Origin of the sequence: Stenotrophomonas acidaminiphila (assembly GCF_014109845.1) — a bacterium.
Taxonomy (GTDB): Bacteria; Pseudomonadota; Gammaproteobacteria; order Xanthomonadales; family Xanthomonadaceae; genus Stenotrophomonas; species Stenotrophomonas acidaminiphila.
Map to the genome: position 1 here is coordinate 2919920 of NZ_CP043567.1, position 23011 is coordinate 2942930.

Consider the following 23011-nt stretch of genomic DNA (forward strand, 5'->3'; position numbering starts at 1 on the left):
CCCATGCCCATGACCGCTCCCGAACTGGAATGCTGCAAATGCCACGCCCCGATGCACCCCGGCTACCTGCTGGAGGAAGGCCATGCCAACGAACGCTCGATCACGGCCTGGGTCGAAGGCCAGCCGCAGAAATCGTTCTGGATGGGCCTGAAGACGCCGCGTGAGAAACTGGCCACGCGCACCTACCGCTGCACGGGCTGTGGTTACCTTGAGAGCTACGCCCCCACCCCCGCCGCCTGAAGCCCGCCATGCACCGCCCGGAGTCGCCGTGAAAGCCGCCCATTCCCTGCCCCTGCTCGCCACCTGCCTGCTCGCGCTGGCCGCCTGCACGCCGGCCAACGTGAAGCCCGGCGCGTCCGTACCAACGGCGATCAAGGCCGGGCAATCGTGGGTGGTCACGCGCCCGATCATCGCCGCGCAGGTGCTCGACACCTGCTCGCGCGACAGCCCGGCCAGGCAACCCGACGGCATCAGCGGCTACTGGGCGCCCAGCCGTGCGCAGATCGACGCGCTGGAAAGCCGCCTGCAGCAACTGCAGCCCACCATCGCCGAGCCCACCCGCTCGGGCCGCCAGTACGTGGGCTTCATCGCCGGCGGCCGGCAGCTGATCTACATCAACGCCTTCACCCTGCCCGACCACGACAAGACCAACCCGGCGCGCGAAGCGGTGCGCGTCTGCGATGGCGGCGCCGCCTTCTGGGGCGCGGTGTACGACCCGCAGACCGGCAGCTTCTCCGGGATCGCCACCAACGGCGGTTTCTGAGCGGGCCGGCCGTACCGTCAGCGCCATGGGCATACAGCTCCCCCGTTGGGTATGGATCGGCGCGATCGCGCTGTCCTGCGTGGCCGGCATGGTCAACGTGGTCGGCTTCCTCGGCTTCGAGCACCAGGCGGTCAGCCACCTCACCGGCACCACCAGCCAGCTCGGCATGGCGCTGGTGCAGCACGACTGGCGCAGCGTCGCGCACCTGTGGGGCATGCTGATCGCGTTCTCGCTGGGAGCGATGCTGAGCGGGCTCATCGTGCAGGACGGCACGTTGCGGCTGGGCCGTCGCTACGGCGTGGTGCTGACCATCGAATCGCTGTTGCTGCTGGTGGCGATCCCGCTGTTCAAGCAGCAGCAGATCTGGGGCGCGCTGGCCGCGGCCATGGCCTGCGGCCTGCAGAACGCCATGGTCACCACCTTCAGCGGCGCGGTGGTGCGCACCACCCATCTCAGCGGCATGTTCACCGACCTGGGCATCGGCCTGGGCCACCTGCTGCGCGGGCTGCCGCTGCAGATGCGGCGATTGACGCTCAGCGGCCTGATCATCAGCGGCTTCCTGGCCGGCGGCGTCATCGGCGCCTGGCTGTTCCAGCGCTACGGCTACGACGCCCTGCTCGCACCGGCGCTGCTGACCGGCTGCACCGGTGCCACCTACATCATCTACCGGCTGTCCCAGCGCCTGTACACCGCACCCTGACGGCAGCAGCAGGCCAAACACGGCACAATCGTGCAATGACGCCGTCCACACCCGTTTCCGCCCTGACCATCGCCGGCTCCGATTCGGGCGGCGGCGCCGGCATCCAGGCCGACCTCAAGGCTTTCGCCGCGCATCGCGTGCATGGCCTGTCCGCGATCGCCGCGCTGACCGCACAGAACACCCGCGGCGTCACCGCCGTGCACGTACCGCCGCTGGAATTCCTGCAGGCCCAGCTCGACGCCTGCTTCGATGATTTCGACATCCACGCGGTCAAGCTCGGCATGCTCGCCAACGCCGACGTCATCCACCTGGTCGCCGACGTGCTGGAGGCGCACCGCCCGCCGCAGGTGGTGCTGGACCCGGTGATGGTCGCCACCAGCGGCGCCCGCCTGCTGGAAGCCAGCGCGCTGCGCGCGCTGCGCGAGCGCCTGCTGCCCCTGGCCACGCTGCTCACCCCGAATACCCCCGAGGCCGAGCTGCTGCTCGGGCGCCGCATCGGCAATGCCGCCGAGGCCGAAGACGCCGCCGCCGCGCTGCTCGGGCTCGGCGCCGGGGCGGTCCTGCTCAAGGGCGGGCACCTGGATGAAGGCCCGCGCGTGATCGACCGCTACTTCGATGGCGTCACCGGCGAGGAATTCAGCCACGCCCGGCTGCCGGTGGAGGCGCACGGCACCGGCTGCACCCTGGCCGCGGCCGTCGCCGCGCAGCTGTGCCGCGGGCTGTCGCTGCCCAATGCCTGCGGCGCCGCCATCGACTACGTGGCGCGCGGCCTGCGCAACGGCTACCACCCGGGGCGCGGCGAGGTCATGGTGCTGGATCACTTCGGCGCGGCCGGCCCGGCATGAGCGCGCACTCCGTCCTCGACGTCGCGGCGGCGGACGGACACCGCTTCCAGCTGCTCGCCCACCTGCCATCGCAGCCCCGTGCGGCGGTGCTGTGGCTGCCCGCACTGGGTGTGGCCGCCCGCCACTACCTGCCGCTGGCCGACGCCCTGGCGGGGCGCGGCACCGCCGTGTTCGTGCATGAATGGCGTGGCAACGGCAGCAGCAGCCTGCGCGCCGGCAGGAACGGCGACTGGGGTTACCGCGAACTGCTGCAGCACGACCTGCCTGCCGCCGAGGCAGCGGTCCGCTCGGCGCTGCCCGGCCTCGCGCTGCGGCTGGGCGGGCACAGCCTCGGCGGGCAACTGGCGTGCTGCCATGCCGGCCTGCATCCGGACGCCTTCGCCGCGCTCTGGCTGGTCGCCAGCGGCACCCCGTGGTGGCAGGGCTTTCCGGCGCCGCGGCGCTGGCTGTTGCCACCGGCCTATCGCTTCCTGCCCTGGCTGGCGCAACGGCGCGGGGCGCTGCCCGGACGCCGGCTCGGCTTCGGCGGCACCGAGGCACGCAGCCTGATCCACGACTGGGCCCGGGTCGGCCTCAGCGGGCACTACGCCGCGGCAGGGCTGGCGGTCGACCTGGATGCGGCGATGCATGCCCTCGCGCTGCCGGTGCAGGCGCTGCTGTTCGACGCCGACTGGCTCGCCCCGGCCGGCTCCATGCGCCACCTGTTGTCCAAGATGCCGGCCGCGCCGGCGACGCTGCGGATCCTGTCCGGCGACGAACTGGGCGCGCGTGCCGACCACTTCAGCTGGATGAAATCGCCCGCCATCGTCGCCGATGCGCTGGCATCGGCATCGTTATAGGAAAATTTCACAAAAGCGTTGACGCATGCGCGTCATATCCGCATAATTCCGCTCCTGACGACGCGCCCGTAGCTCAGTTGGATAGAGTACCTGGCTACGAACCAGGCGGTCGGGAGTTCGAATCTCTCCGGGCGCGCCAGTTTGGAACACTGCACCAGCAGCGTTCCCCGTCAGAACAATAAAGGTAAAACGCGCCCGTAGCTCAGTTGGATAGAGTACCTGGCTACGAACCAGGCGGTCGGGAGTTCGAATCTCTCCGGGCGCGCCATTACACCGAACAGCAGGCCTTGCCTGCTGTTTTTTTTTTGCGCTTGCAGACGGCCACGACCGCGACCATGGACCTGCCGCCGCGCCCGCCGCCCGCCCTCGCCCCACCGCGCGCATCGCCGGCAGAAAGCGCCGCGCCCACAACCCTGCCTGGCGATTCCCCGAGGACGCCGCGCATGGACGAGCGCCCAAAAAAAACGCCGGCTTGCGCCGGCGCTTTCATTCAACGCGAACCGCTGCCTTTCAGCTTTGCGGCGGCGCCACGGCCGGCTCCGCGTCCCCGGACGCCACATCCTCGTCGGCATCGTCGCCCGACTGCAGCGAGGCATCCAGGCGTTCGACCGCCTGCAGTTTCTCACCCTTGGACAGGCGGATCAGGGTCACGCCCTGGGTGTTGCGGCCCACGCGCGAGATTTCCGAACCGCGGGTACGCACCAGGGTGCCGCCATCGGAGATCAGCAGCACCTCGTCGCCCGTGCCCAGCAGCACCGCGCTGACCAGCTTGCCGTTGCGCTCGCTGGTCTGGATGCCGATCACGCCCTGCGTGCCACGGCCCTTGCGCGGGTAGTCGGCCAGCGGCGTGCGCTTGCCGTAGCCATTCTCGGTGGCGGTGAGGATGTACTGCACGCCCGCATCGTCGGCCGACTCGATGATCTCGCCGGTGTCGAACGGCATGTCCTCGGCACCGGTGTCGTCCTCGTTCTCGTCCTCGGCGCCACCGGCGCTTTCGGCCACGATCAGGCTGACCACTTCCTCGCCCTTGGCCATCTTGATGCCGCGCACGCCGGTGGCGGTCCGGCCCATCGACCGCACGCGGTCCTCGCCGAAGCGCACGGTCTTGCCGTTGGAGGCGAACAGCAGGATGTCGCGCTCGCCATCGGTCAGGCCGACGCCGACCAGCGCATCGCCCTCGTCGAGGTTGATGGCGATCTTGCCGCGCGCCAGGCGGAACGCGAATTCGCTCAGCGGGGTCTTCTTCACCGTGCCGTTGCGGGTGGCGAAGAACACGAAGTGGTTGTCGTCGTACTCGCGCACCGGCAGCACCGCCTGCACGCGCTCGCCGTTCTCCAGCGCGATCCAGTTGATGATCGGGCGGCCGCGCGCGTTGGAGCCGGCCTCCGGCAACTGGTACACCGGCAGCCAGAACACCTTGCCGGAACTGGTGAACGTCAGCAGCGTGTCATGGGTGTTGACCAGCCACAGCTGCTCGATCGAATCCTCGTCCTTGGTCGCCGCCGCGCTGCGGCCGCGGCCGCCGCGCTTCTGCGCGCGGTACGCCGATACCGGCTGGCGCTTGACGTAACCGGCGCGCGACAGCGTCACCACCACGTCCTCCGGCGCGATCAGGTCGAGAATGTCCAGGTCTTCCTCGCTGTGGCGGATCTCGGTACGGCGTTCGTCGCCGTACTCGGCGCGCACGCTCTCCAGCTCCTCGCGGATCACCTGCAGCAGCCGGTCGGGGTTCTCCAGGATGTGGATCAGCCCGGCGATCACGTCCAGCAGCTGCCTGTATTCCTCGGTGAGCTTGTCCTGCTCCAGCCCGGTGAGGCGATGCAGGCGCATTTCCAGGATCTGGGTGGCCTGCACGTCGGACAGCTGGTAGCGGCCATCGACCAGGCCGATGCCGCGGGGCAGGTCCTCCGGACGCGAGGCCTCGGCCCCGGCGGCGCCCAGCAGCGCGCCGACCAGGCCCGGCTCCCACACCTTGGCGAGCATCCGCTCCTTGGCCTCGGCGGGGTTGGACGAGGTCTTGATCAGTTCGATCATCTCGTCGATGTTGGCCAGCGCGACGGTCAGGCCTTCCAGCACGTGCGCACGGGCGCGCGCCTTGCGCAGCTCGAAGATGGTGCGGCGGGTGACGACCTCGCGACGATGGCGGACGAACGCCTCCAGCATCTCCTTGAGGTTCAGCAGCTTCGGGCGGCCGTCGACCAGCGCCACCATGTTGATGCCGAACACCGACTCCATCTGGGTCTGCTGGTACAGGTTGTTCAGCACGACCTCGGCCGATTCGCCGCGCTTGACCTCGATGTAGATGCGCATGCCGTCCTTGTCGGACTCGTCGCGCAGCTCGCTGATGCCCTCGAGCTTCTTTTCCTTCACCAGCTCGGCGATCTTCTCGATCAGCCGCGCCTTGTTCACCTGGTAGGGAATCTCGGTGACGATGATCGACTCGCGGCCGTTGTCGGCCACTTCGATATCGGCCTTGGCGCGGATGCGGACGCGGCCACGGCCGGTGCGGTAGCCGGCGATGATGCCGGCGGTACCGTTGATGATGCCGGCGGTCGGGAAGTCAGGGCCGGGGATGTACTCCATCAACCCGTCCACGTCGATCGACGGGTTGTCGATCAGCGCGATGCAGGCATTGATGCTCTCGGTCAGGTTGTGCGGCGGGATGTTGGTGGCCATGCCCACCGCGATGCCGGCCGAGCCGTTGACCAGCAGGTTCGGGAAGCGCGTCGGCAGGACCGTCGGCTCCAGCTCCTTCTCGTCGTAGTTGGGCTGGAAATCGACGGTTTCCTTGTCGATGTCGGCCAGCATCTCGTGGCTGATCCGCGACAGGCGCGATTCGGTGTAACGCATCGCCGCCGGGCTGTCGCCATCGACCGAACCGAAGTTGCCCTGGCCGTCGATCTGCATGTAGCGCAGCGAGAACGGCTGCGCCATGCGCACCAGCGTGTCGTAGACCGCGCTGTCGCCGTGCGGGTGGTACTTGCCGATGACGTCACCGACGATACGCGCCGACTTGTAATACGGCTTGTTGGCGTGCGCGCCAAGCTCCTGCATCGCGTAGAGGACGCGGCGATGGACCGGCTTGAGGCCGTCGCGGGCGTCGGGGAGCGCGCGCCCCACGATCACGCTCATGGCGTAATCGAGGTAGCTCTTGCGCATCTCGTCTTCCAGGTTGACCTGGATGATTTCCTTGGCGGTTTCTGCCATTCGGATTCCGTATTCTGGTAGCGGTCCGGAGCAGCGCCGACGGCCTTTGTGGGCGGTCCCGGCACAAGCCCGATTCAAGTCGCCGAGTTTACCACACGGCGCCGTCTGCCGCCTCGGGAAGCAGTACTTTTAACTGAGCAAATCAGGGACTTAGCCGCTGTCCGCGGGGGTGGGCGGCGGTTTCCACGAACCGCCGCGCAGATACCGCCGCCGGTACCGGGACCGGGCCCGGGTTCAGCCGCCGAAAGCCGCCCGCATGGCCGCGGCGTCCGGGTCCAGGATCACGCCCTTTTCGGTCACGATGGCGTCGATCAGGCTGCCCGGGGTCACGTCGAACACCGGGTTCCAGGCCTGGATGCCCTCGGCCACGGTGCGCACGCCACCGACGCCGAACAGTTCGCCCGGATCGCGCTGTTCGATCTCGATCGCGTCACCATGCGCGGTGCCCATGTCCACGGTCGAGGACGGCGCCACCACCATGAACTTCACGCCGTGGTGGCGCGCGGCGATGGCCAGCTGGTAGGTGCCGATCTTGTTGGCGGTATCGCCGTTGGCGCAGATGCGGTCGGCGCCGACCACCACCCACTGCACCGCATCGGTCTTCATCAGGTGCGATGCCGCCGAGTCGGCGACCAGGGTCGCGTCGATGCCATCCTGCTGCAGTTCCCACACGGTCAGGCGCGCGCCCTGCAGCCATGGCCGGGTCTCGCCGGCGAACACCCGGGCGATGCGGCCCTGGGCGACGCCGGCACGGATCACGCCCAGCGCGGTGCCGAAGCCGGCGGTGGCCAGCGAGCCGGTGTTGCAGTGGGTCAGCACGCCGCTGCCCGGCGCGATCAGGCCCGCGCCCCGCTCGCCCATGTGGCGGTTGGCAGCGAGGTCCTCGTCGGCAATGGCCTGCGCTTCCAGCGCCAGCACCTGCTTCCAGTCGCTGCCGGCGGCGGCCAGAACACCGCGCATGCGCGCCAGCGCCCAGGCCAGGTTGACCGCGGTCGGGCGCGCGGCATTGAGCCGCGCCATCGCCGGTTCCAGCGCCTGCAGCGCGGCGGCGCCGGCGCCGGCATCGAGCCCCCGCGCGGCCAGCACCACGCCCCAGGCCGCGGCGATGCCGATCGCCGGCGCGCCGCGCACGGTGAGCGCATGGATGGCCGCGGCGACCGCGTCGCTGTCGCTGCACAGCACGTGCTCGACGACGAACGGCAGCTTGCGCTGGTCCAGCAGTTCCAGTGCGTCGCCGGTCCAGCGGATCGGGCGGATATGGTCGTAACGGGCGTAATCGATGGCGTGGTTGTCGTTCATCGCGCCATTGTACGGGGCCGTCGTCAGTCGGCGGAAAACTCGGCGCGGCAGCCCTTGTCCACCCAGACGCCGGCACGGTCCCAGCCCCAGCTGCGCCCTTCCTCGCAGGGCGCATTGGACAGCTGCCGGACCAGCGTGACCTTGCGCTCGACGCTGACCCCGCACTCCCGGCGCAGCTCGCTCTTGGATTCGCAGATGACCTGGCGCGGGACGTCCACGAAACCGGAGCCGTCCTCGGCGCCCACTTCGAACTGCCCCTGGCAGCCGCGGCTCACCCAGATCTCGTTGCGCCCGTATCCCCAGGTGCGCCCTTCGCGGCAGGGCAGCAGCGACTGCTGGCGGATCAGGCGTACCGGCGCGCCGCGCAGCAGCACCGGGCAGGTCACGGTGCGGCCCTTGGATTCGCAGCGCACCATGCGCCGCACCAGGCGCTGCCCGGGCGCAGGCTGCTCGGGAGCGAACTCGGCACGGCAGCCACGGCTGACCCAGATACCCTGCTCGTCCATGCCCCAGCTGGTCTCGCGGATGCAGCTCTGGGTGGAAAGCTGGCGCACGAGCTGCACGCCGCGCGAGACGTCCATCGCGCAGCGCTGGCGCGTACCTTCGTCCGATTCGCAACGCACCACCGGGGTCTCCGCCGGCGTCGCGCCGTCCTGCCCCGCCAGGGCCGGCATCGGCAACAGCCACAGCGTTGGCAACAGGCCGCACACACCTTTCATCAGACCTTCCCACCCTGCAATCCGATGGACGCCGCCGGCACAGACGCTGCGTCCGCAGGCATGATCAGAGCATCATCGGCGGTGCGCAGGCAATACGTGCGTGCGCGGCATGCCGCGCGGACAACGACGCACGGGCAGCGATCGCCGCCCGTTTCACGGGCCCGCCGCCACTGGAACGGCGCTCAGGCGTTGGCGAAATCGAAGGCCAGCACGTCGGCGATGCGGCCGGTCCCGGCCAGCGCCATCAACAGCCGGTCCACGCCCACCGCCACGCCGGCGCAGCGCGGCAACGTCGGCAATGCCGCCAGGAATGGCTCGTCCAGCGGAGGCTGCACGTCGCCGCGCGCGGCACGTACCGCCAGGTCGCGCTGGAAGCGCTGGCGCTGCTCCACCGCATCGTTCAGCTCGTGGTAGCCGTTGGCCAGTTCCACCGCGCCCAGATAGAGCTCGAAACGCTCGGCCAGTGGCGGCTGGCCCGGGCGGATGCGCGCCAGCGCGGCCTGCGTGGCCGGCCAGTCATGGATCACGGTGATGCGGTCGACGGGAAAGTGCGGCTGGATGCGGTGGGTCATCAGCAGGTCGAGCCAGTCGTCGCGGGTGAGGCCGTCGGCAGTGATGCCGACGCCGGCCAGCGGTGCACGCAGCTGCGCCTCGTCGGCGCTGAATGGATCCACGCCCAGCGTGCCGACGAACAGCTCGCGGTAGGTCATTACCTGCAGCGCCGCCTCGCGCCCGACCATCGCCAGCGCCGCACGCACCAGTTCCACCGTCTCCTCGACCAGGCGATGGTGATCCCAGCCGACGCGGTACCACTCGAGCATGGTGAACTCGGGGTTATGGCGGCCGCCGGCCTCGCCGTTGCGGAACACCCGGCCGAGCTCGTAGCAGTCGCCGACGCCGGCGGCGAGCAGCCGCTTGAGCGGATACTCCGGCGAGGTGCGCAGCCAGCGCACCGCCGAACCCGCATCGACATGGCCGCTGAAGCGGGTCTGGAAACCCTCGATGTTGGGCTCGGTGTTGCCGGCCGCGGACAGGATCGGCGTTTCCACTTCCAACACCTCGCGGCGCGCGAAGAAATCGCGGATCAGCGCGTTCAGGCGCGCGCGCCGGCGCAGCGCCTCGATCACGGATGCAGGCCCGCCGGCGACACCGCCAGCGGCAGGGTCAGGATGTCGCGCTCGTCGTCGCGGTAGCCGGCCGACAGGTACAGCGCCTTGGCCCTGGCATTGTGGTGGTTCACTTCCAGCCGCATCACGCTGGCGCCCTCGACAATCGCCCAGTCGCGCGCCAGCGCCAGCGCCTGCCGCCCCCAGCCGCGGCCACGCGCGGCAGGGGCCAGGTACAGTTCGTCCAGCAGCACGAAGCGACCGCCCTGCTCCACGCTGAAGCACCAGCCCAGGGTGATGTAGCCGGCCTCGGCCACGTCGCCGCCCTCCAGCAGCAGGGCCGCGCCGCAGGCCGGCTCGGCCAGCAGCGTACGCAGGCCGGGCTCGACCAGCGCCGCGTCGTAGGCGATCTGGTCCTCGGCATAGAACGCGCGCACCATGGCGAGCAGGCGCGGGAAATCCTCGGGCGTGGCGAGGCGGAAACGCAGGTTCATGGGTGGTGTCCGTGTTCGGTGAGGAAGGCGAGCAGGCGCGGTTCGTCCCACACCTCCACGCCCAGTTCGGTGGCCTTGTCCAGCTTGGAGCCGGCTTCGCTGCCGGCAACCACGAAGGCGGTCTTCTTCGAAACGCTGCCGGCGACCTTGGCGCCCAGCGCTTCCAGCCGCGCCTTGGCGGCGTCGCGGGTCAGCGCCGACAGCGTGCCGGTCAGCACCACGGTCTGGCCGTCCAGCGGCCCGGCCGGCTGCGCGGCCGCCACCGGGGCCAGTTCCAGCAGGCGCTGCATCTGCGCCTCGCCCCTGAGCAGCAATTGCCCGTGGTTGTCGCTGTCCAGCCACTGCGCCAGGCCGTGCGCGGTGTCCTCTGGCAGGCCGGCGGCAAGCAGGTGCTGCGGCTCGGCATCCAGGATCTGCTGCGCCGACGGCAGCGCCGCCACCAGTTTCTCCGCGCGCAGCCGGGTGATGCCCGGAATCTCGGCCTCGACCAGCAGTTGCGCCAGGTCCAGCCCTTCGCGCAGCCGCGGCGACGGCGGGTGGACGTCGCCGATGCGTACCCGCCCGACCTGCAGCAGCGCGTCGATCGCCTGCTGGTTGCCTTCCTGCTCGAAGAAATGGCCGAGCGAGCGCGCCACCTCGCCGCCGATATCGGGCACGCGCTTGAACAGCGGCCACGGCAGTTGGCGGATCAGTTCCAGGTCGCCGAACCACTGCGCCAGCGCCTTGGCGGTGCTCTCGCCGACATGCTCGATGCCCAGCGCGAACAGCAGCCGCTCCAGCGTGGTGGTGCGGCTGGCGTCGATGGCCGCGATCAGGTTGTCGGCCCAGCGGGTGGCGATCTTCTTCGGGTTCCACTCGAAGCGTGCCGGCAACGCCAGCGCCTGCGCGCGCCACCCCGGATCGTTGCCGTCCAGGCGCAGCAGCGCCTTGAGCCAGTCGCCGCTGCCCTCGGCCGGCAGGTGCGGGGCGATGCCGTTGGCCAGCGCCGAGGGATCGGCCGCGTCCAGCGCCAGCTTCAGCAGCAGCAGGGTGTCGCGCTGCAGCCGGTACAGATCGGCCACGCCGCGCACGATGCCGGCGTCGACCAGAATTTCGATGTACCTGTCGCCGAGCCCGTCGATGTCCATCGCGCGGCGCGAGGCGAAATGCGCGATGGCCTCCTTGCGCTGCGCCGGGCAGCTCAGCTCGCCCGAGCAGCGCCACACCGCCGCCCCCTCCTCGCGCACGATCTCGGCGCCGCATACCGGGCACGCCGGCGGCATCGTCCACGGCAGCGCGCCGGGCGGGCGGCGCCCGGGAATGACGCTGACCACTTCGGGGATCACGTCGCCGGCGCGGCGCACGATGACGCTGTCGCCCACGCGCACGTCCAGGCGCGCGATCTGGTCGGCGTTGTGCAGGGTGGCGTTGGTGACGGTCACCCCGGCCACCTGCACCGGCTGCAGGCGCGCCACCGGCGTGGCCGCGCCGGTGCGGCCGATCTGGATCTCGATCGCCTCGACCGTGGTGGTCTGCTCCTGCGCCGGGAACTTGTGGGCGATGGCCCAGCGCGGCGCGCGGGCGACGAAGCCCATCTCGCGCTGGCCGTCGCGGTCGTCGAGCTTGTAGACCACGCCGTCGATGTCGAACGCCAGCCCGTCGCGGCGCGCGCCGATGTCGCGGTAATAGTCCAGCAGGCCATCGACACCCTCGACCACCCGGCACAGTTCGCTCACCGGGAACCCCCACTGCGCCAGCCGTGCCAGCGTCGCCGAATGGGTGGGCGGCAGCTGGCCGCCGTCGACCTCGCCGGTGCCATAGGCGTAGAAGCTCAGCGGACGCTGCGCGCTGACCTTCGGGTCGAGCTGGCGCAGCGAGCCGGCGGCGCCGTTGCGCGGGTTGGCCAGCACCTTGCCGCCGTGCAGCCGCGCCTGCTCGTTGTACTTCTCGAAATCGGCGCGCGGCATGTACACCTCGCCGCGCACTTCCAGCACCGCCGGCCAGCCCGCGCCTTCGAGCCGGGCCGGGATCACCTTGATCTGGCGCAGGTTGCCGGTGACGTCCTCGCCGCGGCTGCCGTCGCCGCGGGTCGCGCCCTGCACGAACACGCCGTCCTCGTAGCGCAGGCTGATCGCCAGCCCGTCGAGCTTGGGCTCGGCCGAAAACACCAGCGTGCGGCGCTGCAGGCGCTCGTCGATGCGGCGCACGAAGTCGCGCACTTCCTCGTCACTGAAGGCATTGCCCAGCGACAGCATCGGCATCGCGTGCACCACCTCGGGAAACCGCGACGACGGCCTGCCGCCGATCTGGTGGGTCGGGGAATCGTCGCTGTCCAGCTGCGGATGGGCGGCCTCCAGCGCTTCGAGTTCGCGCAGCAGCCGGTCGTAATCGGCATCGGGAATCAGCTGCTCGTCGTGCTCGTGGTAGGCCTGCGCGGCCGTGGCCAGCTGCTGGCGGAGTTCGGCGATGCGGCGGCGGGCGGTGGCTTCGGAAGTCATCCCCGGATTTTACCCGCGCACGGGTGCATGCAACGCGTGTGGCCGCCCGCGCAAACGGCAAGGGGCGCCGCACGCGACGCCCCTTGCCGTGGCTACCGCGCCGCGCTCACCAGCGCGGCGGCTTGGTCAGCGGTGGCGCCTGGTGCTGGCGGTCGTAGGCCCGCAGTTCGTCGCGGATGTGGGCGATGCGCTGGCGCCCCAGCGCGTTGCGGCTGTCGTCCAGGACCACGCCGTCGAGCAGCTCGGCCATGCGCTGCACGGTGGGCAGCATCTTCTCCCAGGCATCGAGCGCGGTCATCGGCGCCGGCAGGGTCAGGAAGAAGGCGATGGCCGGGGTTTCCATCTCGCGGATGTGGGCCATGTCGAAACTGCCCGGCTTCATGATGCTGGCCATGCTGAAGATCGGCCCGCGCTCGGGATGGCCTTCAACCATGCGGTGGAACACGTTCATGTAGCCGAACACCAGCCCGGTCTTCTCCGCGGCGACCACGATGTCCTCGCCGCGCAGCGACAACCCGGCGCGCGCGGCCACGTACAGTGAGACGATCTTGTCGAAATCCTGGGTGGCGCGCCTGCCCAGTTCGCTGCCGGGCGCTTCCACGTCAGGCAACCCCAGTTCCTGCTGGGCTGCCACCTCGCCCGCCTCGGCCCCGGCGACGCCCTCGCCCGTCTCCTCGCCCGCGCCCAGCACCGGCTCGCGCCGTGGCCGCTCGCCGCTCTCGGCCGGCTCGCGGCGCTTGCCCTGCGCCGGCTTCCGGGGCCGTCCGAACAGGAGGATCGCCGCGATCAGCAGCACTCCGGCGGCAAGGATGCCGATACGCAACAGTGCCGTGTCGGACATTCGATAGGTTCTCCGGCTGGTTCGTTCAGGTAACTAGAATGGCACGTCAGGCCGCGCCCGCCAAACGCGCCGCCTCTTCCAGGTCCACGCTGACCAGGCGGCTGACGCCCGGCTCGCGCATGGTGACGCCGGAGAGCTGGTGCGCGGCCTCCATCGTCGCCTTGTTGTGGCTGACGAACAGGAACTGCACTTTTTCGCTCATTTCCTTGACCATGTTGGCCAGGCGGCCGACGTTGGCCTCGTCCAGCGGCGCGTCCACCTCGTCGAGCAGGCAGAACGGCGCCGGGTTGAGCTGGAAGATGGCGAACACCAGCGCCACCGCGGTCATCGCCTTCTCGCCGCCGGACAGCAGCGAGATGCTCGATACGCGCTTGCCGGGCGGGCGCGCCATGATGGTCACGCCGGTATCGAGCAGGTCCTCGCCGGTCAGCTCCAGGTAGGCATGGCCGCCACCGAACAGGCGCGGATACAGCGCCTGGACACCGGCGTTGACCCGGTCGAAGGTGTCCTTAAAGCGGCCGCGGGTCTCGCGGTCGATCTTGCGGATCGCCTCTTCCAGCGTTTCCAGCGCGGTGGTCAGGTCCACGTTCTGCGATTCCAGGTATTCCGAGCGCTGCGAGGCCTCGCCGTACTCGTGGATGGCGGCGAGGTTGACCGGCTCCAGCCGGCGCATGCGCGCGTCGATCTGCTGCACCGCCTGCTCCCATTCGCCGATGCGCGCGTCCTCGGGCAGGGTATTGACCACGTCCTCCAGCACGAAGCCGGCCTTCTCCACGGCCGCCTGCAGCTGCTCGGCGCTGAGCACCAGCGCCTGCTGGTCGAGCCTGCGCTGGGAAATGCGCTCGCGCTGCGCCAGGGCCTGCTCGTCGCGCTGGTGGCGGGTCTGTTCCAGCGTGCGCAGTTCGGCATCGATGCCATCCAGGTGTGCGCGCGCCTCGGCCAGCACCCGGTCCACGCGCACGCGCTCGGCCAGGGCGTTCTGGTGTTCGGCCTCCAGCGCCTGCACCGGCGTGTCGCCCTGGTCCAGCTGCGAATGCAGCTCGCCCAGGCGCGAATCCAGCTGCCCGCGCTGGGTACTCATGCGCTCCAGCGACTGCGACAGCGAGGCGATCTGCGCGCGTTGCGACTCCAGTGTGAGCGCCAGCGCATGCATGCTGTCGCGCACGTTGCGCGCCGCGTCGCGGGCCAGGTCGCGGGCTTCGGTCAGCTGGCGGCGCTCGCCCTCCAGCGCCTGCCGCGAGGTCTCCAGGTCGCCCATGCTGGAAACGGCGTCCTCCAGGCGCACGCGGGCCTCGCCGGCCTGCTCGCGGCTGGCGTCCAGCGCTTCCAGTAACTGCGCAAGCTCGGCCTCGATGCGCTCGATGCGCGTACGCGCCGATTCCAGCCGGCCACGCTGGCTCTGCACCTGCCCGGCCAGCTCGGACACGCTGCGATGCGCCTGGTACAGCGCCCGCTGCGCTTCCTCGCGCTGCTGCTCGGCCGCCAGCAACTGTTCGCGGAACGCGCCGAGCTGGCGTTCGAGCTCGCCCTCGCGCTCCTGCAGTTCCTCGATCTGCCCGCGCAGGGTGACGATCTCGCGCTCGCGCAGCAGCGCGCCCTGCTTGGCCGCCCCCTGCCGCGACACCCGCACCCAGCCCTCGCCCAGGCGCTCGCCGTTGCGGGTGATGACCGAATCGCCGTCGTCCAGCCGTTGCTGCAGCTCGCGTGCGGCGGCCAGGTCCGGCGCACCATGCAGGCGCGCCAGCAGCCGGCGGATCGCCAGCGGGCCCTGCACGCGCGCGGCCAGCGAGGTCGGTGCGAAGTCGGCGCTGCCCTCGGCGCCGGACACCAGCGCGATGCGGCCTTCGCCCAGTTCGCCCAGCGCATCGACCAGCGCTTCGGGGGCCTCGACCAGCACGCCCTCGATCAGCTGGCCCAGTGCGCTTTCCACCGCGTTTTCCCAGCCGCTTTCGACGCTGATGCGTTCGCCCACGCGGGCGGCCGAGTCGAGCCCGTGCGCCTTCAGCCAGGCCACCGCGGCGCCCTGTTCCTGGCCCAGCGCGGCCTGCTGCAGGGTTTCCAGCGAGGACAGGCGGCCGCGCGCGGCCTGTGCCTGCTTGCGTACCTCGGCCAGTTCGGCCTGGCTGGCGCGCTGCCGTTCCTGCAGCGTCGCCGCGCCTTCCTTGCGCAGCTCCACCTGCTCGTTCAGCTCGTCCAGCACCGCGGCCTGCGATTCGTGCTGCAGCTGCAGCTGCTCGAACGCCTCGGCCAGGGCTTCGACGTCGAGCCCGGCGCGCTCGGCCGCCAGCGCCTCGCGGCGGCGGTCGGCCTCCAGGATCTGCCGGTCGAGATAATCGACGCGGGTGCGCTCCACCTCGCCCGAGCGCGTGGCTTCGGAGGTGTTGCGGTTGTGCGCTTCCCAGCGCTGCTGCCAGTCGTGCAGCGCGGCCTCGGCCTCGCGCAGCCCTTCCTGGCGGAATTCGTTTTCTTCCTGCAGCTGTTCCAGCTGCGGTTCGGCGTTCTCCACCGCCTCGCGCAGCACCATCAGCCGCGCTTCGTCGCCACTGATGTGCTGGCCCAGCTCGGCCAGGGCCTGGCGGGTCTCGTCGCGCGCCTTGTGCAGGCGCTGCGCCATCTCGCGCTGGTGCTGGATCTGCTGTTCAAGCCGCGCCAGGGTGCTGCCGACCTGGTAGACATCGGCCTGCGCGCGGGACAGCGTTTCGGCGGCCTCCTCGCGGCGCACGCGCCCGGTTTCGATGCGGCTCTCGGCGTCGCGCTGCTCGGCCACCAGCTGCTGCAGCCGGGTTTCCTCGCGCGCCAGCGCTTCGCGCAGGCCGCCCAGGCGCGCGTCCAGCCCGCGGTACTCCAGCGCCTTCCATTCGGCATCCTTGACCCGGCGCTCTTCCTGCAGCGCCTGGTACTGCTCGGCCTGGCGCGCCTGCCGGCGCAGGTGTTCGAGCTGCTTGCCGATCTCCTCGCGCAGGTCGTTCAGGCGGTCCAGGTTCTCGCGGGTGTGGCGGATGCGGGTTTCGGTCTCCTTGCGGCGTTCCTTGTACTTGGAGATGCCGGCGGCCTCTTCCAGGTAGACGCGCAGGTCTTCCGGGCGCGCCTCGATGATCTGGCTGATCATGCCCTGCTCGATGATCGAGTAGCTGCGCGGGCCCAGCCCGGTGCCGAGGAACAGGTCGGTGATGTCGCGGCGCCGGCACTTGGTGCCGTTGAGGTAGTAGTTGCTGCTGCCGTCGCGGCTGACCGTGCGCTTGACCGAGATCTCGTTGAACGAGGCGTACTCGCCGGCAATGGTGTGGTCGGTGTTGTCGAAGATCAGCTCGACCGTGGCCTGCGACACCGGCTTGCGCCCGGCCGAACCGGAGAAGATCACGTCGGTCAGCGAGTCGCCGCGCAGGCGGCTGGCCGAGCTCTCGCCCATCACCCAGCGCACCGCATCGATGATGTTGGACTTGCCGCAGCCGTTGGGCCCGACCACGCCGGTCATGTTGGTCGGCAGGTGCAGCGTCGTGGGATCGACGAACGACTTGAAACCGGAGAGCTTGATCGTGGATAGACGCATGGGGCAGGCAAGGTTCCAGTGCCGGGCCGGGGGCGGCACCGTGGGTTCTGCGGGGGATCAGGGCTTGGGAACAGCAGTCTGCGGGGAGTATAAGCCCCTCTTCCGCCGTGGCGCGGGGGGGCGCGGCGGCGGGCCGCCGGGGCCCGGGGAGGGGCAAAAAGAACGGGCGCCTTGCGGCGCCCGTTCCGGGTACAGCTTGAACCGCAGGGATCAGGCGTCGGCTTCGACGATGACCTTGACGGTGGCTTCCACGTCGGCATGCAGCTTGATCAGGACGTCGTACTCGCCGACGGCACGGAAAGCGCCTTCGCCGAGGATGACTTCGCTCTTCTCCAGCGGCAGGCCGGCAGCGGTGAAGGCTTCGGCGATGTCGCGCGGGCCGACCGAGCCGTACAGCTTGCCTTCGGTCGAGGCGTGGGCACCGATGGTGACGCTGGCGTCGGCGAACTTGGCGGCGCGGGCTTCGGCATCGTCATGCGACGCCTTGGCCTTGGCCTCGTACTCGGCGCGCTTGGCTTCGAAGGCGGCGACGTTGGCTTCGGTGGCCGGCACGGCCTTGCCATGCGGCACCAGGAAGTTGCGGCCGTAGCCCGGCTTCACGTCGACCAGGTCACCCAGGTTGCCCAGGTTGGTCACCTTCTGCAGCAGAATCAGCTTCATTTTATTGCTCCGTTATTCGTTAGCGATGTCCCGCGAGGGACACCGCAACGCTTGCTGTCCGAATGGACGGTTGGACGTATCAGACGTCGTGGTTGTCCGTGTACGGGATCAGCGCCAGGAAACGGGCGCGCTTGACCGCCGTGGACAGCTGGCGCTGGTACTTGGACTTGGTGCCGGTGACGCGGCTCGGCACGATCTTGCCGTTCTCGGTCAGGTACTGGCGCAGGGTGTTGAGATCCTTGTAGTCGATCTCCTTCACACCTTCAGCCGTGAACTTGCAGAACTTGCGGCGACGGAAGAACTTGGACATGAGCTGACTCCTTATTCGGCAGAGGCGGCGTCGTCGCCGGCTTCTTCATTGTTGGAATTGGCAGCTTCTTCGTCGTCACGACGACGGCGCTCGCCACGCTCGGGCTTGTCACCCTTCTCGTCCTTGCTCTTCATGATCAGCGACTGCTCGGTCTCGGCCTCGTCACGCTTGATGACCAGGTTGCGCAGCACGGCGTCGTTGAAACGGAAGCTTTCGGTCAGTTCGTTCAGCACCGACTGGTCGGCTTCGATGTTCATCAGAACATAGTGGGCCTTGACCAGGTTCTGGATCGGGTACGCCAGCTGGCGGCGGCCCCAGTCTTCCAGGCGGTGGATCTTGCCGTTGCCGCCCTCGACCAGCGCCTTGTAGCGCTCGACCATGGCCGGGACCTGTTCGCTCTGGTCCGGGTGGACCAGGAACACGACTTCGTAATGACGACTCATGTTTTTCTACCTTTCGGATGTAGCCCTGTTGGGCCGGACAGCCCCCCGCCATGCGACGCGGTGGGGCAAGGACCCCCCGCACCGGAGGCGCAGGGAGCCGCGCATTATCCACCGCCCCCGGCCTGCGGGCAAGTCACCCCGTGCCGGACAGCCTTCCACCCGGACCTGCCGGCCGCCCGGCACGCCGCGACCGCGCACCGCCGGTAGGCCGGCGCCAGGCACCGGCCAGGCGGGCAATGGCCTCAGCGGTGGGTTTCGTCGGTGGTGAAGCTCTCGCCGCACCCGCACTCGGCGGTGGCGTTCGGGTTCCTGAACAAAAAGGTCTCGCTCAGGCCCTGCTTGCCGAAATCGATCTCGGTGCCGTCCACCAGCGCCAGGCTCTCGGCGTCGACGAAGATGCGCACGCCGTCCTGTTCGAACACGGTGTCGTCCTCGCGCTGTTCGCGCGCCAGGTCGGTGGTATGGCCCCAGCCGGAGCAGCCGGTGCGGGACACGCCGAAACGCAGGCCCAGCGCGCCGGGGGTCTGCTCGACGAAGCGCTGGACGCGGGCGAAGGCGACGGGAGTGAGATGGATGGCCATGGGCATGCGACTCCGGGGATTGCGGGGCGATTATAGGAAAACCCGGCTGTACCGGCCCCGGATGGCGGATCCCTCGCCTGTCCGGCCGCGCAGCCGCTAGAATTCCGTGTTCACAGATCGAGTCGATCAGCAGAGGATTCAAGTCATGACGGTGGTCAGCGTTGCGCACGCCCTGGCCGGGAAGATCCCGGAAGGCGGAGAAGTCACGGTTCGCGGTTGGGTTCGCACGGTCCGTGCCTCCAACGGGCTGGCCTTCGTCAATGTCAGCGACGGCTCCGGCTTCGCCCCGATCCAGGTCGTGGCCACCGACGCGCTGGCCAATTTCGACGACATCAAGCGCCTGACCCCGGGCTGCTCGGTCATCGCCACCGGCAAGCTGGTCAAGTCGCAGGGCAAGGGCCAGAGCTTCGAGATCCAGGGCCAGGGCCTGGAGATCGTCGGCTGGGTCGAGGACCCGCTGACCTATCCGATCCAGCCCAAGCCGATGTCGCCCGAGTTCCTGCGCGAAGTGGCGCACCTGCGCCCGCGCACCAACCTGTTCGGCGCCGTCACCCGCATCCGCGACTGCCTGGCCAAGGCCGTGCACCGCTACTTCCACGAGAACGGCTACTACTGGATCAGCACGCCGATCATCACCACGTCCGACGCCGAGGGCGCCGGGCAGATGTTCCGCGTCTCCACCCTGGACATGGCCAACCTGCCGCGCGGCGAGAACGGCGGCATCGACTTCAGCCGCGACTTCTTCGGCAAGGAAACCTTCCTGACCGTGTCCGGCCAGCTCAACGTCGAGGCCTACTGCCTGGCGCTGAGCAAGGTCTATACCTTCGGCCCGACCTTCCGTGCCGAGAACAGCCACACCACCCGCCACCTGGCCGAGTTCTGGATGGTGGAGCCGGAGATCGCCTTCGCCGACCTGGCCGAGGACGCGCGCGTGGCCGAGGACTTCCTGAAGTACCTGTTCCGCGCCGTGCTCGACGAGCGCGCCGACGACATGGCCTTCATCGCCGAGCGCGTGCAGAAGGACGCCATCACCCGCCTGGAGACCTTCGTCAACGCGCCGTTCGAGCGCATCGAGTACACCGATGCGGTCAGCCTGCTGCAGAAGTCGGGCAGGAAGTTCGACTACCCGGTCGAGTGGGGCCTGGACCTGCAGACCGAGCACGAGCGCTGGCTGACCGAGGAGCATGTCGGCCGCCCGGTGGTGGTGACCAACTACCCCGAGCACATCAAGGCCTTCTACATGCGCCTGAACGACGACGGCAAGACCGTCGCGGCGATGGACGTGCTGGCCCCGGGCATCGGCGAGATCATCGGCGGCAGCCAGCGCGAGGAGCGCCTGGACATCCTCGACGCGCGCATGGCGCAGTTCGGCCTGGATCCGGAGCACTACCAGTGGTACCGCGACTTCCGTCGCTACGGTTCGGTGCCGCACGCCGGCTTCGGGCTGGGCTTCGAGCGGCTGGTGGTATATGTCTGCGGCCTGTCCAACATCCGCGACGCCATCCCCTACCCGCGCGCGCCGGGCTCGGCGGAATTCTGACAACGAGGAAGGAATGATGAGGAACACGGAACGAACAACAGCCAGACCGGCGCGGCGGCGCGCCCTTCCCTCGTTGTCCGCCTCCCCGTTCCCGCGCCGGCCATGACCCTGTTCCTGGCCCTGTGCTTCGTCGGCGTGGCCATCGCCGGGTTCAGCGCATTCCTGATCTTCTGGCCACTCACCCTGGTGCATGTCCGCGACCGCCACCCGGCGGTCGCCGCCGGCTTCGGCGACTTCGCCTTCCTCGACGGCAGCGCGCTGCGCTGGCTGGTCGGCGGCGGTTACCGCGCGCTCGACGACCGTGCGCTCAGCGGCCTGGCCACCCCGGCGCGGATCGCCATGTGGGTGATCTGGGCGGGGCTGGGCATGGCCGGACTGCTCTGGCTCTATTCCCTGGTACTGAAATGAACGACATCGACACCTGCGCCGACCAATGGTGGCTGGCCAGCCTCGGCACCACCCTGGTCTGGGCGCGCCTGCGCGTGCGCCCGGCGGGTACCGCCGAAGTGCTGGACAGCGACGGCAACACCCTGAGCTACGACAGCGAAGACACCGCGCGCGCGCAGCTGTTCGACGCCGAATTCGTCGCCTGGGACGGGCTGGACGAGGAAGATGCGCTTGCGCGCGGCTTCTCGCTGCACGAGGTGCAGCCGCCGCAGGCGGCCAGCGACGCCGAACTGCGCGGACGCATGGTGCAGTCGCTGGGTGGGCGCGCCTGAGCGGCCGATGTTCACCCCGCGCGCCTTCGCCGAGCATGATCTGGTCTGGCTGGATCGCCTGCTGGAGCGCGATCCGTTCGTCACGCTGCTGACCACCGGCGCCGACGGTCTGCCCGAACTGACCCGGCTGCCGGTGCTGTACCGGCGCGACGGCGAACGCATCGAATTGCGCGGCCACTGGGCCCGGGCGAATCCGCAGGCGCGCGATGCCGGCGCGGCCAAAGTGCTGGTCGATGGCCCGCACGGTTATGTGTCGGCCAGCTGGTATCCGGACAAGGACAGCGCCGCGCGGGTGCCGACCTGGAACTACGCCAGCGCCGAACTGCGCGGCCGCCTGGAACCCTTCGACGGCGAGGATGCGCTGGCCGCGCTGGTCGGCACGCTCAGCGCGCGGTTCGAGGCCGGGGTCGGCCAGGCCTGGCGCTTCGAACCGGAGCGCGACGAGCAGCGCCGCCAGCTGCGCGGCATCGTCGGCTTCCGCTTTCAGGTCGAACAGGTCCAGATCAAGCTGAAACTGAGCCAGAACCATCCAGACGCCAACCAGCAGGCGGTGATCGCCGCACTGGAACGGCTGCCGGACCCCGCTTCCCATGAGCTGGCGCAATGGATGCGCCGGCACCGCGAACAGGCCGCCACCGGCGACTGAGCGCCCCGATTCCCGACGACGCGGCCACCGCGGCCGCGCCTTCCTTCCCATCAACGTCAGGGACACCCGAAATGAAAGACATCCGCAAGCTGCTGCAGAACAACCGCGAATGGGCCGACCGGATCGCCCGGGAAGACCCCGAGTTCTTCCAGCACCTGGCCAAGCAGCAGCACCCGGAATACCTGTGGATCGGCTGCTCCGATTCGCGCGTGCCCGCCAACCAGATCATCGGCATGGCGCCGGGCGAGGTGTTCGTGCACCGCAACGTCGCCAACGTGGTGGCGCACAGCGACCTGAACTGCCTTAGCGTGGTCCAGTACGCGGTCGACCAGCTCAAGGTGAAGCACATCCTGATCGTCGGCCACTATGGCTGCGGCGGCGTCCACGCCTGCCTGCACAACACCCGCGTCGGCCTGGCCGACAACTGGCTGCGCCATGTCGGCGACGTGGTGCAGAAGCACGCGGCGATCCTCGACGCGATCGAGGACGACGAGCTCAAGCATGCGCGCCTGTGCGAACTGAACGTGATCGAGCAGGTCGCCAACCTGTGCCGCTCGACCATCGTCGAAGACGCCTGGGCCCGCGGCCAGAAGCTGATGGTGCACGGCTGGGTGTACAGCCTCAAGGACGGCCGCGTCAGCGAGATGGGGATCGACGTGGGCGCGTCCGAAGACCTGAAGCAGGCCTACGAGAACGCCCTGGCCTTCGTACCGCGCCAGGGCCGGCGCGACTGACCGACCGGAACCGACCATGCTCGCCGCGCCCATCAACCTGCACGCCTGGATCGAGGACAACCGCCACCTGCTCAAGCCGCCGGTGGGCAACAGGATGATCGACAACGGCGACTTCATCGTCATGGTGGTCGGCGGCCCCAACGCGCGCACCGACTTCCACTACGACGAAGGCCCGGAGTGGTTCTACCAGCTCGAGGGCGAGATGGTGCTCAAGGTGCAGGAGGACGGCGCGGTACGCGATATCCCGATCCGCGCCGGCGAGATCTTCCTGCTGCCGCCGCGGGTGCCGCATTCGCCGCGGCGCCCGCCCGGCGGCATCGGCCTGGTGGTCGAGCGCAAGCGCCTGCCGCACGAGCTCGACGGCGTGGCCTGGCATTGCGAGCAATGCAACCACAAGCTGTACGAGGAGTTCTTCCACCTGGGCAACATCGAGACCGACCTGCCCAAGGTGTTCGACCGCTTCCATTCCTCGCTGGCGCACCGCACCTGCGGGGCATGCGGCGCGCTGCATCCGCTGCCCGCCGCGCAGGACTGAACG

23 protein-coding genes and 2 tRNA genes are annotated in these 23011 nt (G+C 69.5%); 13 read left to right on the forward strand and 12 right to left on the reverse strand.

Annotated elements, in window-relative coordinates:
* Positions 1–9 precede the first annotated feature (9 nt).
* From F0P95_RS13315 to F0P95_RS13345, 7 genes are all read left to right on the forward strand, one after another.
* Positions 10–240, forward strand: coding sequence for a hypothetical protein (locus F0P95_RS13315; protein WP_182334632.1), 231 nt, complete (start codon positions 10–12; stop codon positions 238–240).
* Between the two features lie 28 nt (positions 241–268).
* Positions 269–763 carry a hypothetical protein gene (locus F0P95_RS13320; RefSeq protein ID WP_054666441.1) on the forward strand — a complete coding sequence of 165 codons (495 nt, stop codon included), beginning with the start codon at positions 269–271 and terminating at the stop codon, positions 761–763.
* Positions 764–788: 25 nt separating this feature from the next.
* Positions 789–1463 carry a YoaK family protein gene (locus F0P95_RS13325; RefSeq protein ID WP_054666444.1) on the forward strand — a complete coding sequence of 225 codons (675 nt, stop codon included), beginning with the start codon at positions 789–791 and terminating at the stop codon, positions 1461–1463.
* Between the two features lie 35 nt (positions 1464–1498).
* Positions 1499–2308 (forward strand): bifunctional hydroxymethylpyrimidine kinase/phosphomethylpyrimidine kinase, encoded by an 810-nt coding sequence (gene thiD, locus F0P95_RS13330; RefSeq protein WP_182334633.1) that lies wholly within the window; start codon positions 1499–1501, stop codon positions 2306–2308.
* Complete coding sequence (locus F0P95_RS13335; protein ID WP_182334634.1) at positions 2305–3147, forward strand: alpha/beta hydrolase family protein; 843 nt, start codon at positions 2305–2307, stop codon at positions 3145–3147. The genes thiD and F0P95_RS13335 overlap by 4 nt, the downstream gene beginning before the upstream one ends.
* A 62-nt stretch (positions 3148–3209) precedes the next feature.
* Positions 3210–3286 (forward strand) — tRNA-Arg (locus tag F0P95_RS13340).
* A 52-nt stretch (positions 3287–3338) separates the two neighbouring features.
* Positions 3339–3415, forward strand: a tRNA-Arg gene (locus tag F0P95_RS13345).
* Between the two features lie 242 nt (positions 3416–3657).
* Here F0P95_RS13345 and gyrA read toward each other — a convergent pair.
* The 12 genes from gyrA to F0P95_RS13405 form a co-directional block, all read right to left on the reverse strand.
* Positions 3658–6354: a DNA gyrase subunit A gene (gene gyrA, locus F0P95_RS13350; protein ID WP_182334635.1), complete on the reverse strand. Its 2697-nt coding sequence runs from the start codon at positions 6352–6354 to the stop codon at positions 3658–3660.
* Positions 6355–6588: 234 nt separating this feature from the next.
* Positions 6589–7653, reverse strand: a complete 1065-nt coding sequence (gene mtnA / locus F0P95_RS13355; protein ID WP_182334636.1) for an S-methyl-5-thioribose-1-phosphate isomerase — start codon at positions 7651–7653, stop codon at positions 6589–6591.
* A gap of 23 nt (positions 7654–7676) precedes the next feature.
* Positions 7677–8372: a DUF3011 domain-containing protein gene (locus F0P95_RS13360; RefSeq protein WP_182334637.1), complete on the reverse strand. Its 696-nt coding sequence runs from the start codon at positions 8370–8372 to the stop codon at positions 7677–7679.
* Between the two features lie 182 nt (positions 8373–8554).
* A complete protein-coding gene (epmA, locus tag F0P95_RS13365) occupies positions 8555–9499 on the reverse strand; it encodes an EF-P lysine aminoacylase EpmA (protein ID WP_182334638.1) in 945 nt (314 codons plus the stop codon).
* Positions 9496–9972 (reverse strand): GNAT family N-acetyltransferase, encoded by a 477-nt coding sequence (locus F0P95_RS13370; RefSeq protein ID WP_182334639.1) that lies wholly within the window; start codon positions 9970–9972, stop codon positions 9496–9498. The genes epmA and F0P95_RS13370 overlap by 4 nt, the downstream gene beginning before the upstream one ends.
* Positions 9969–12449 carry an NAD-dependent DNA ligase LigA gene (gene ligA, locus F0P95_RS13375; RefSeq protein WP_182334640.1) on the reverse strand — a complete coding sequence of 827 codons (2481 nt, stop codon included), beginning with the start codon at positions 12447–12449 and terminating at the stop codon, positions 9969–9971. The genes F0P95_RS13370 and ligA overlap by 4 nt, the downstream gene beginning before the upstream one ends.
* 106 nt (positions 12450–12555) lie before the next feature.
* Complete coding sequence (gene zipA / locus F0P95_RS13380; protein WP_182334641.1) at positions 12556–13290, reverse strand: cell division protein ZipA; 735 nt, start codon at positions 13288–13290, stop codon at positions 12556–12558.
* A gap of 46 nt (positions 13291–13336) precedes the next feature.
* Entirely contained in the window at positions 13337–16840 is a 3504-nt protein-coding gene (gene smc / locus F0P95_RS13385) for a chromosome segregation protein SMC (RefSeq protein ID WP_182334642.1), read from the reverse strand.
* Positions 16841–17050: 210 nt separating this feature from the next.
* On the reverse strand, positions 17051–17500 hold the full coding sequence (rplI, locus tag F0P95_RS13390) for a 50S ribosomal protein L9 (protein WP_182334643.1): 450 nt from the start codon (positions 17498–17500) through the stop codon (positions 17051–17053).
* Positions 17501–17579: 79 nt separating this feature from the next.
* Positions 17580–17810: a 30S ribosomal protein S18 gene (gene rpsR / locus F0P95_RS13395; RefSeq protein ID WP_054666474.1), complete on the reverse strand. Its 231-nt coding sequence runs from the start codon at positions 17808–17810 to the stop codon at positions 17580–17582.
* Positions 17811–17821: 11 nt separating this feature from the next.
* Positions 17822–18253, reverse strand: a complete 432-nt coding sequence (rpsF, locus tag F0P95_RS13400) for a 30S ribosomal protein S6 (protein ID WP_054666476.1) — start codon at positions 18251–18253, stop codon at positions 17822–17824.
* A 242-nt stretch (positions 18254–18495) separates the two neighbouring features.
* Entirely contained in the window at positions 18496–18834 is a 339-nt protein-coding gene (locus F0P95_RS13405; protein ID WP_182334644.1) for a HesB/IscA family protein, read from the reverse strand.
* 145 nt (positions 18835–18979) lie between these two features.
* On the opposite strand from F0P95_RS13405, the gene asnS reads away from it, so the two are divergent.
* The 6 genes from asnS to F0P95_RS13435 all read left to right on the forward strand — a co-directional run bounded on the left by asnS (position 18980) and on the right by F0P95_RS13435 (position 23008).
* Positions 18980–20374, forward strand: coding sequence for an asparagine--tRNA ligase (gene asnS / locus F0P95_RS13410; RefSeq protein ID WP_182334645.1), 1395 nt, complete (start codon positions 18980–18982; stop codon positions 20372–20374).
* Between the two features lie 102 nt (positions 20375–20476).
* Positions 20477–20782 (forward strand): hypothetical protein, encoded by a 306-nt coding sequence (locus tag F0P95_RS13415; RefSeq protein WP_054666482.1) that lies wholly within the window; start codon positions 20477–20479, stop codon positions 20780–20782.
* The gene (locus F0P95_RS13420; RefSeq protein WP_182334646.1) at positions 20779–21093 is read left to right on the forward strand and encodes a hypothetical protein; all 315 of its coding nucleotides are present in this window, start codon (positions 20779–20781) and stop codon (positions 21091–21093) included. The genes F0P95_RS13415 and F0P95_RS13420 overlap by 4 nt, the downstream gene beginning before the upstream one ends.
* Positions 21094–21100: 7 nt before the next feature.
* Positions 21101–21739: an FMN-binding negative transcriptional regulator gene (locus tag F0P95_RS13425; protein WP_182334647.1), complete on the forward strand. Its 639-nt coding sequence runs from the start codon at positions 21101–21103 to the stop codon at positions 21737–21739.
* 71 nt (positions 21740–21810) lie between these two features.
* Positions 21811–22473 carry a carbonate dehydratase gene (can, locus tag F0P95_RS13430; protein ID WP_182334648.1) on the forward strand — a complete coding sequence of 221 codons (663 nt, stop codon included), beginning with the start codon at positions 21811–21813 and terminating at the stop codon, positions 22471–22473.
* A gap of 16 nt (positions 22474–22489) precedes the next feature.
* Positions 22490–23008: a 3-hydroxyanthranilate 3,4-dioxygenase gene (locus tag F0P95_RS13435; protein WP_182334649.1), complete on the forward strand. Its 519-nt coding sequence runs from the start codon at positions 22490–22492 to the stop codon at positions 23006–23008.
* Positions 23009–23011: the final 3 nt, after the last annotated feature.